At 40.5% G+C, this 10124-nt stretch carries 10 protein-coding genes; all 10 read left to right on the top strand.

Annotated elements, in window-relative coordinates; genetic code table 11:
* Window positions 1-925, top strand: a 925-nt coding sequence (locus QZ565_RS05825) for a DNA-directed RNA polymerase subunit alpha (RefSeq protein ID WP_295526843.1), incomplete at its 5' end; no start/stop codon positions are given.
* Between the two features lie 11 nt (window positions 926-936).
* Window positions 937-1323 carry a 50S ribosomal protein L17 gene (rplQ, locus tag QZ565_RS05820; RefSeq protein WP_000331493.1) on the top strand — a complete coding sequence of 129 codons (387 nt, stop codon included), beginning with the start codon at window positions 937-939 and terminating at the stop codon, window positions 1321-1323.
* 264 nt (window positions 1324-1587) lie between these two features.
* Window positions 1588-1854 (top strand): ACT domain-containing protein, encoded by a 267-nt coding sequence (locus tag QZ565_RS05815; protein ID WP_000644129.1) that lies wholly within the window; start codon window positions 1588-1590, stop codon window positions 1852-1854.
* Window positions 1855-1863: 9 nt separating this feature from the next.
* Window positions 1864-3201 carry a PFL family protein gene (locus QZ565_RS05810; RefSeq protein ID WP_261069610.1) on the top strand — a complete coding sequence of 446 codons (1338 nt, stop codon included), beginning with the start codon at window positions 1864-1866 and terminating at the stop codon, window positions 3199-3201.
* Window positions 3202-3445: 244 nt separating this feature from the next.
* Entirely contained in the window at window positions 3446-4138 is a 693-nt protein-coding gene (locus QZ565_RS05805) for a histidine phosphatase family protein (protein ID WP_049543955.1), read from the top strand.
* A 160-nt stretch (window positions 4139-4298) separates the two neighbouring features.
* Window positions 4299-6800 (top strand): leucine--tRNA ligase, encoded by a 2502-nt coding sequence (leuS, locus tag QZ565_RS05800; protein ID WP_295526839.1) that lies wholly within the window; start codon window positions 4299-4301, stop codon window positions 6798-6800.
* Between the two features lie 92 nt (window positions 6801-6892).
* On the top strand, window positions 6893-7348 hold the full coding sequence (locus tag QZ565_RS05795) for a MarR family transcriptional regulator (protein WP_084926332.1): 456 nt from the start codon (window positions 6893-6895) through the stop codon (window positions 7346-7348).
* Between the two features lie 56 nt (window positions 7349-7404).
* Entirely contained in the window at window positions 7405-8637 is a 1233-nt protein-coding gene (locus QZ565_RS05790) for an acyl-CoA thioesterase/BAAT N-terminal domain-containing protein (RefSeq protein WP_261086688.1), read from the top strand.
* 297 nt (window positions 8638-8934) lie between these two features.
* On the top strand, window positions 8935-9630 hold the full coding sequence (locus QZ565_RS05785; RefSeq protein ID WP_295526834.1) for a GNAT family protein: 696 nt from the start codon (window positions 8935-8937) through the stop codon (window positions 9628-9630).
* 11 nt (window positions 9631-9641) lie between these two features.
* The gene (locus QZ565_RS05780; RefSeq protein WP_295526831.1) at window positions 9642-10058 is read left to right on the top strand and encodes a GNAT family N-acetyltransferase; all 417 of its coding nucleotides are present in this window, start codon (window positions 9642-9644) and stop codon (window positions 10056-10058) included.
* Window positions 10059-10124: the final 66 nt, after the last annotated feature.

Here is a 10124-nt window from a genome sequence, read left to right as displayed (position 1 = left end):
TGAAAAACCAAATATAACAAAAATTGATGAAAATAAAGATTATGGCAAGTTTGTAATCGAACCACTTGAACGTGGCTACGGTACAACTCTTGGTAACTCTCTTCGTCGTGTACTTCTAGCTTCTCTACCAGGAGCAGCTGTGACATCTATCAATATTGATGGTGTGTTGCATGAGTTTGACACAGTTCCAGGTGTTCGTGAAGACGTGATGCAAATCATTCTGAACATTAAAGGAATTGCAGTGAAATCGTACGTTGAAGACGAAAAAATCATCGAACTGGATGTTGAAGGTCCTGCTGAAGTAACAGCTGGTGACATTTTGACAGATAGCGATATTGAAATTGTAAATCCAGATCATTATCTTTTTACAATTGGTGAAGGTTCTTCTCTAAAAGCGACTATGACTGTTAACAGTGGTCGTGGATATGTACCTGCTGATGAAAATAAAAAAGATAATGCACCAGTTGGAACACTTGCTGTAGATTCTATTTATACACCAGTTACAAAAGTCAACTATCAAGTGGAACCTGCTCGTGTAGGTAGCAATGATGGATTTGACAAATTAACCCTTGAAATCTTGACAAATGGAACAATTATTCCAGAAGATGCTTTAGGGCTTTCAGCACGTATTTTGACAGAACATCTTGATTTGTTTACAAATCTTACTGAGATTGCTAAGTCAACTGAAGTGATGAAAGAAGCTGACACTGAATCTGACGATCGTATTTTGGATCGTACGATTGAGGAACTGGACTTGTCTGTGCGTTCATACAACTGTTTGAAACGTGCCGGTATCAATACTGTGCATGATTTGACAGAAAAATCTGAAGCAGAGATGATGAAAGTACGAAATCTTGGACGCAAGAGTTTGGAAGAAGTGAAACTCAAACTCATTGATTTGGGTCTTGGATTAAAAGATAAATAAAGGAGGAATACATGGCTTACCGTAAACTAGGACGCACTAGCTCACAACGTAAAGCAATGCTTCGCGATTTGACAACTGACCTTTTGATCAACGAATCAATCGTGACAACTGAAGCTCGTGCTAAAGAAATCCGTAAAACTGTTGAAAAAATGATTACTCTAGGTAAACGTGGTGATTTGCATGCACGTCGTCAAGCAGCTGCTTTCGTACGTAATGAAATCGCATCTGAAAACTATGATGAAGCAACTGATAAGTACACTTCTACTACAGCACTTCAAAAATTGTTCTCAGAAATCGCACCTCGTTATGCTGAACGTAACGGTGGATACACTCGTATCCTTAAAACTGAACCACGTCGTGGTGATGCAGCGCCAATGGCGATCATCGAATTAGTATAAAATCATCAATTTTGTTGAGTGTTATGATGATGGAGTCTTGTGCTCTTAGTCTAGCTCTGGTCTACCGCTAGGATTTCGGTCCTAGCGGGAACACTCATCATAAGTTGGGATAGTAGACGCTTGTTTACGAAATTGTTTTTTTCTTAAGAACAACTTCGTAAGCAGGCGTTTTTGAGTATTTTCGTTAGAATTATGCTATACTATTTGAAAAGAATCCTGTTTAATGTTCAGGTTTCCTATTAAAAGAAGAATTGGAGTTTGCTTATGAAAGCGATTATAACTGTTGTTGGTAAAGATAAATCTGGAATTGTTGCAGGAGTTTCTGGCAAAATTGCAGAATTAGGATTGAATATTGACGATATCTCTCAAACTGTCTTGGATGAATATTTCACGATGATGGCTGTCGTCTCTAGTGATAAAAAGCAAGATTTTACCTATCTTCGTAATGAATTTGAAGCTTTTGGACAAATTTTAAATGTGAAAATCAACATTCAGAGTGCAGCGATTTTCGAAGCTATGTATAATATCTAGGAGGTTATCATGGATATTAGACAAGTTACTGAAACCATCTCCATGATTGAGGAGCAAAATTTCGATATTAGAACCATTACCATGGGGATTTCCCTTTTGGACTGTATCGATCCAGATATTAATCGTGCTGCGGAGAAAATTTATCAAAAGATTACGACCAAGGCGGCTAATTTAGTGGCTGTTGGCGATGAAATTGCAGCTGAGTTGGGAATTCCTATCGTTAATAAGCGTGTATCGGTGACTCCTATTTCTCTGATTGGAGCAGCGACAGATGCCGCAGACTATGTAGTTTTGGCAAAAGCGCTTGATAAGGCTGCGAAAGAGATTGGAGTGGACTTTATTGGTGGTTTCTCTGCCTTGGTACAAAAGGGGTACCAAAAGGGAGATGAGATTCTCATCAATTCTATTCCTCGCGCTTTGGCTGAAACGCATAAGGTTTGCTCGTCAGTCAATATCGGCTCAACCAAGTCTGGCATCAATATGACGGCTGTCGCAGATATGGGACGAGTTATCAAGGAAACGGCAACTTTATCTGATATGGGGGCAGCTAAGTTGGTTGTATTCGCTAATGCTGTTGAGGACAATCCGTTTATGGCTGGTGCCTTCCATGGTGTTGGGGAGGCAGATGTTATCATCAATGTCGGAGTTTCTGGTCCTGGTGTGGTGAAACGTGCCTTGGAAAAAGTTCGTGGACAGAGCTTTGATGTAGTAGCCGAAACAGTTAAGAAGACTGCCTTCAAGATCACTCGTATCGGTCAATTGGTTGGTCAAATGGCCAGTGAGAGACTCGGTGTGGAGTTTGGTATTGTGGACTTGAGTTTGGCGCCAACTCCTGCTGTTGGAGATTCTGTTGCACGTGTCCTTGAAGAAATGGGGCTAGAAACAGTTGGTACGCATGGGACGACGGCTGCCTTGGCTCTCTTGAATGACCAAGTTAAGAAGGGCGGAGTCATGGCCTGCAACCAAGTTGGTGGTTTGTCTGGTGCCTTTATCCCTGTTTCAGAAGATGAAGGAATGATTGCTGCAGTGCAAAATGGCTCTCTTAATCTGGAAAAACTAGAAGCTATGACGGCTATCTGTTCTGTTGGTTTGGATATGATTGCCATTCCGGAGGATACACCTGCTGAAACCATTGCGGCTATGATTGCAGACGAAGCTGCAATTGGTGTCATTAACATGAAAACTACGGCTGTTCGTATTATTCCAAAAGGAAAAGAAGGCGATATGATTGAGTTTGGTGGCCTATTAGGTACTGCACCTGTTATGAAGGTCAATGGGGCTTCGTCTGTCGATTTCATCTCTCGCGGTGGACAAATTCCAGCACCAATTCATAGTTTTAAAAATTAAGAAAATAGGAGAAATTTTAAGTTCTATTTAAGGTTGGCTGTGTATACTATAATCATTAAATAAAGACCTCCTAATATTATTTGAAACAGATAACACTGATTTAGTTTGAATTTGATTTTCATCTAATATCTTTATTTAATAGAACTCCTAAACTTTTTCATAATAATCTCCTGCAAAAGTCGCCTGTCTGGGTGGCTTTTGTTTTATCATCCATGATATAATAGAAGCAAACGGAGGACGGAAAATGGTAAAAGTACGATTGTATTTGGTACGTCATGGCAAGACTATGTTTAACACGATTGGTCGCGCGCAAGGTTGGAGCGATACTCCCTTAACAGCTGAAGGTGAACGAGGGATTCAAGAATTAGGAATCGGTTTGCGCGAATCTGGTCTACAGTTTGAGCGTGCTTATTCGAGTGATTCTGGGCGCACCATTCAGACAATGGGAATTATCCTTGATGAACTTGGCTTGCAGGGAAAAATCCCTTATCGCATGGACAAGCGTATCAGAGAATGGTGTTTCGGTAGTTTTGACGGAGCTTATGATGGTGATCTTTTCATGGGCATTATTCCTCGTATCTTTAATGTGGACCACGTTCACCAATTGTCTTATGCTGAACTGGCTGAGGGTTTGGTAGAGGTCGATACAGCTGGTTGGGCTGAAGGCTGGGAAAAACTCAGTGGCCGAATTAAGGAAGGCTTTGAAGCGATTGCCAAAGAAATGGAAGAGCAGGGTGGGGGCAATGCCCTCGTTGTCAGCCACGGAATGACTATTGGAACCATTGTTTATCTAATTAATGGTATGCATCCGCATGGTCTAGATAATGGTAGCGTGACGATACTTGAATATGAGGACGGCCAGTTTAGCGTAGAAGTTGTCGGCGACCGTAGTTACCGAGAACTAGGACGTGAGAAGATGGAAGAGACAAATAGTTAAAAGAAGTTAGCTCCAAATGGGGGCTAATTTTTTATACTGCTACATAAGCTGGATTTGCGATTCGGTCTTTCTTGGCATACAAGCCCAAAAGAACATTTCTCGTCTTTCAAATTCCCTCAAAAATGGTATAATAGTAACATCACAAAATTGGAGAGAGACCATGAGTTTTTACAATCATAAAGAAATTGAGCCTAAGTGGCAGGGCTACTGGGCAGAACATCATACATTTAAGACAGGAACAGATGCATCAAAACCTAAGTTTTATGCGCTTGACATGTTTCCGTATCCGTCTGGAGCTGGATTGCACGTAGGACATCCAGAAGGCTATACTGCAACCGATATCCTCAGCCGTTTCAAACGTGCGCAAGGATACAATGTCCTTCACCCAATGGGTTGGGATGCTTTTGGTTTGCCTGCAGAGCAATACGCTATGGATACTGGTAATGACCCAGCAGAATTTACAGCTGAAAACATTGCCAACTTCAAACGACAAATCAATGCGCTTGGATTTTCTTATGACTGGGATCGTGAAGTCAATACGACAGATCCAAACTACTACAAGTGGACGCAATGGATTTTCACTAAGCTTTACGAAAAAGGCTTGGCCTATGAAGCGGAAGTGCCAGTAAACTGGGTTGAGGAATTGGGAACAGCCATTGCTAACGAAGAGGTACTTCCTGATGGAACTTCTGAGCGTGGGGGCTATCCAGTTGTCCGCAAACCAATGCGCCAATGGATGCTCAAAATCACGGCCTATGCGGATCGCTTGCTCAATGACTTAGATGAACTTGATTGGCCAGAGTCCATCAAGGACATGCAACGCAACTGGATTGGTAAATCAACTGGTGCTAATGTAACCTTCAAGGTTAAGGGAACTGATAAGGAATTCACAGTCTTTACCACTCGTCCTGATACTCTTTTCGGTGCGACTTTCACCGTTTTGGCTCCTGAGCATGAACTAGTAGATGCCATCACAAGCACAGAGCAAGCAGAAGCAGTAGCAGACTACAAACACCAAGCTAGCCTCAAGTCTGACTTGGCTCGTACAGATCTTGCCAAGGAAAAAACAGGGGTTTGGACTGGTGCTTATGCCATCAACCCTGTTAATGGCAAGGAAATTCCAATCTGGATTGCGGACTATGTTCTTGCTAGCTATGGAACAGGTGCGGTCATGGCTGTGCCAGCCCACGACCAACGTGACTGGGAATTTGCCAAACAATTTGACCTTCCAATCGTCGAAGTACTTGAAGGTGGAAATGTAGCAGAAGCTGCCTACACAGAAGATGGCCTTCACGTTAATTCAGACTTCCTAGATGGACTCAACAAAGAAGATGCTATTGCCAAGATTGTGGCTTGGTTGGAAGAAAAAGGCTGTGGACAAGAGAAGGTTACTTACCGTCTCCGCGACTGGCTCTTTAGCCGTCAACGTTACTGGGGTGAGCCAATTCCTATCATTCATTGGGAAGATGGAACTTCAACAGCTGTTCCTGAAAGTGAATTGCCACTTGTCTTGCCTGTAACCAAGGACATCCGCCCTTCAGGTACAGGGGAAAGTCCACTAGCTAACTTGACAGATTGGCTTGAAGTGACTCGTGAAGATGGTGTTAAAGGTCGTCGTGAAACCAACACCATGCCACAATGGGCAGGTTCAAGCTGGTACTACCTCCGCTATATCGATCCACACAACACTGAGAAATTGGCTGATGAGGACCTTCTCAAACAATGGTTGCCAGTAGATATCTATGTGGGGGGGGCAGAGCATGCTGTACTTCACTTGCTTTACGCTCGTTTCTGGCACAAATTCCTCTATGACCTCGGTGTTGTTCCAACTAAGGAACCATTCCAAAAACTCTTTAACCAAGGAATGATTTTGGGAACAAGCTACCGTGACCACCGTGGGGCTCTTGTGGCAACCGATAAGGTTGAAAAACGTGACGGTTCTTTCTTCCATGTGGAAACAGGGGAAGAGTTGGAGCAAGCACCAGCTAAGATGTCTAAATCGCTCAAGAACGTTGTTAACCCAGACGACGTGGTGGAACAATACGGTGCCGATACCCTTCGTGTCTATGAAATGTTCATGGGACCACTTGATGCTTCGATTGCTTGGTCAGAAGAAGGTCTGGAAGGAAGCCGTAAGTTCCTTGACCGTGTTTACCGTTTGATTACAAGCAAGGAAATCGTTGCAGAAAACAATGGCGCTCTTGACAAGGTCTACAACGAAACAGTCAAATCTGTCACTGAGCAAATCGAGTCCCTCAAATTCAACACAGCCATTGCCCAACTTATGGTCTTTGTCAATGCAGCTAACAAGGAAGACAAGCTTTATGCAGACTACGCCAAAGGCTTTATCCAATTGATTGCACCATTTGCGCCTCACTTGGCAGAAGAGCTCTGGCAAACAGTTGCAGCAACAGGTGAGTCAATCTCTTATGTGGCTTGGCCAACATGGGACGAAAGCAAATTAGTTGAAGACGAAATCGAAATCGTTGTCCAAATCAAAGGTAAAGTCCGTGCCAAACTCATGGTCGCTAAAGACCTGTCACGCGAAGAATTACAAGAAATTGCTCTCGCTGATGAAAAAGTCAAAGCAGAAATTGACGGTAAGGACATCGTGAAAGTGATTAGTGTACCTAATAAGCTGGTAAATATCGTTGTGAAATAAGATAGGAATCCTTCAGAGTAGAATCTGGAGGATTTTTTATTTGACAGGAAGTTTCTGTTTTGTTAATATGATTAACAAAGAAAAGAGAGATTATGGATAAAAAAGAATTTATTGCATTTAATAATCGTTTCAATAGATTTATTTTAGCGTTTGACCAGTTAAAAAAAAATCAACATAAAAGTGGTGTTGACAAATCCATTACTTTGAATGAGGTACATTTGATTGTTGTGATTGGGGAAAATCAGCCCTTAAATCTAGTAAAATTATCTGAATTATTAGAAGTTTCAAGAAGTGCAATAACTCAAAGTGTTAGGAGATTGATTCAAAAAAATTTAGTTGTTTTTGATTTTGATCCGAATAATGGGAAAAATAAATATTTGAGATTATCTGAAAAAGGCATCGAAATTTTTAAAATCCATAAGGAGCAACAAGCATATATTGAAAAATCAATCTTTTCAGTTTTAAACAACTATAGCGAGGTGGAACTTAAAACAGTTGTGAAATTGATGGATGATATTGAAAAGGTGTGGAGAGAATTACCGTGGTAAAAGTCACGGTAAATTTCAAATATAATTGTTAAGCGAATTAACAAAAAGGAGAAGATATGACTGTAAACATAGAACTGATTTCACAAACAGATTTAGCGGATGAATCTTTTTATATTGCTATCAATGGTTTAGAACCAAGGGCAATGTATTGTGTAGAAATGTACCTGTCTGATTATTACTGTATAAATGCTCCCTTGCTTTTAGATCATGATGTTATATGGAAATCAACCGCAATTTTTTTATCTGATCAGGACGGTATGATTGATACCTCTCAGACAGCATCTATTTCGGGATCTTATAAAGGAGTTTCAGAAATGGGATTATTCTTTAATGCGAAACCGTTGAAGAATAGGAAAAGGAGATTACCGAGTTCTCTTGATAGAATTCCATTACGAGATTGTTTTGGTGTTGAAATTAAAATCAGGCTGGGGAAAGATATGGTCGCGGAGCAAAGTTTTGTAAGGCGTTATATGAATCTGGGAGTAAGATATCAAGATATCTATGACAAGCATTTTCAAGGTCGATTATTTTATGATGAAAAGTTAAGAAGGGCGCCAGCCGTGATTATTGTTAGCGGTAGTGAGGGAAGAATTGAAAAAGCTCAGAATATTGCCCAACTTTTATCTTCTAGAGGCTATATTTGTCTTGCAATAGCTTATTTTGGTTTAGAGGGATTACCCCAAAATTTAGAGCGAATTCCAATAGAATGTCTGGAGGAAGCGAAAGATTTTCTATATCATCATCCTCAAGTTGATAATACAAAAATAGGAATATATGGTCGCTCTAAAGGAGCAGAGCTTGTTCTGGCTGGACAAAGTATTTTGGATGATGTGCAATGTTTAGTACTCAATTCTCCCTCAAATGTAATATTTGAGGGAATAAAGGGAAAACTTAATTCTAATTCATCTTCTTGGACATATTTACAAAAGGAACTTCCTTATCAAAAATTCCAGTTAGGAGATTATTTGTTAAACAAGTTTTTTGGAAAACATATTCCTGAAGATAGTAGGGCTCAGATTGATGTGAGTAAAATTTCCTCCCCTTTATTATTACTAGGAAGCGATGTTGATGAAATATGGAATGCATCATCCGCGATAGATGATATCATTTCACATTATAAAGGGGAATCCATTTTGTTTAAAAAATACCATGAAACAGGGCATATGTTGACGGTTGCTTATCAACCGAATCATCGTTATCGAAAAGATTGGTGCTTATTAATGAAAGAAAGTGTAGACTCTTGGCTTGTTACGATAAATTTTTTTGATACACATCTGAAGAATTTGTAGATAGTGCTGAACCGTACTATAATAGTCCTAACTAAGATAAAAACACAGTTCTGGTTGGTAGTCCAGTCTACAAAAGCAAACACTAAAACAAGAGAAATTTGAATACAAACAGTAAAAAATAGAGAGAAGCATAAGGGACATTAACTCACTCGTTCCCATATTTGATTATTCCTCCATAAAGTGGATGGATGATTTTTATAAGAGGAGTTTGCATTATTGAATAGAAAACCAAGTGTTTCCTAAAATTTTCATTGAGATATGTTATACTATATTCAATAAGTGAATAAGGAGAAAGCTATGCCAGTAAACGAATATGGTCAGATGATTGGTGAGTCAATGGAAGGTTATACACCCGGTGCACTGCCTTCTATTGATTTCTTAGAAGGGCGTTATGCTCGAATAGAGGCTCTCTCGATAGAAAAGCATGCGGAGGATTTATTAGCTGTTTATGGTCCAGATACTCCTCGGGAGATGTGGACTTACCTCTTTCAGGAACCAGTGGCGGATATGGAGGAGCTGGTTGCCGTTTTAAATCAGATGTTGACTCGTAAGGATCGCTTTTACTATGCAATTATAGACAAGGAAACTGGTAAGGCTTTGGGAACATTTTCTCTCATGCGCATTGACCAGAATAACCTAGTGATAGAAGTGGGAGCGGTCACTTTTTCTCCAGATCTCAGGGGGACACGAATAGGGACAGAAGCCCAGTATCTCCTAGCTCGCTATGTTTTTGAGGAGCTGAACTATCGTCGCTACGAATGGAAATGTGATTCTCTTAATCTGCCATCCAGACGAGCTGCGGAGCGTTTGGGATTTGTCTATGAAGGAACCTTCCGTCAGGCAGTCGTATATAAGGGGCGTACAAGAGATACGGATTGGTTGTCTATGATTGATAAGGACTGGCCCCAAGTCAAAGCTCGTTTAGAAACATGGTTGGCTCCTGAAAATTTTGATAAAAATGGACGACAGTACAAGAGCTTGAGAGAATGCTAAGAGGTGTTGAGATGATTACTATTAAAAAGCAAGAAATTGTCAAGTTAGAGGATGTTTTGCATCTCTATCAGGCTGTCGGTTGGACAAATTATACCGATCAATCAGAGATGCTGGAGCAGGCCTTATCTCATTCATTAGCGATTTATCTGGCACTTGATGGTGATGCTGTGGTGGGCTTGATTCGTTTGGTTGGAGATGGTTTTTCATCAGTACTGGTTCAGGATTTAATCGTTTTACCAATCTATCAGTGCCGAGGGATTGGTAGTTCCTTGATGAAAGAGGCTTTAGAGGATTACAAAGATGCCTATCAAGTCCAGCTGGTGACAGGCCAGACAGAAAGAACCTTGGGATTCTATCGTTCTATGGGCTTTGAAATCTTATCCACCTATAATTGTATAGGAATGACTTGGATGAATCGAGAAAAATAATAAAATTTGTTTGTTCTTAAGCAAAATTTAAGGATGGTCTAGTATTATATAGTCATTAAATAAAGA

Origin of the sequence: uncultured Streptococcus sp., from assembly GCF_915066115.1 — a bacterium.
Classification (GTDB): Bacteria; Bacillota; Bacilli; order Lactobacillales; family Streptococcaceae; genus Streptococcus.
Note: the sequence above shows the minus strand (reverse complement) of the source record. Positions and strands in the feature narration are given on the sequence as shown.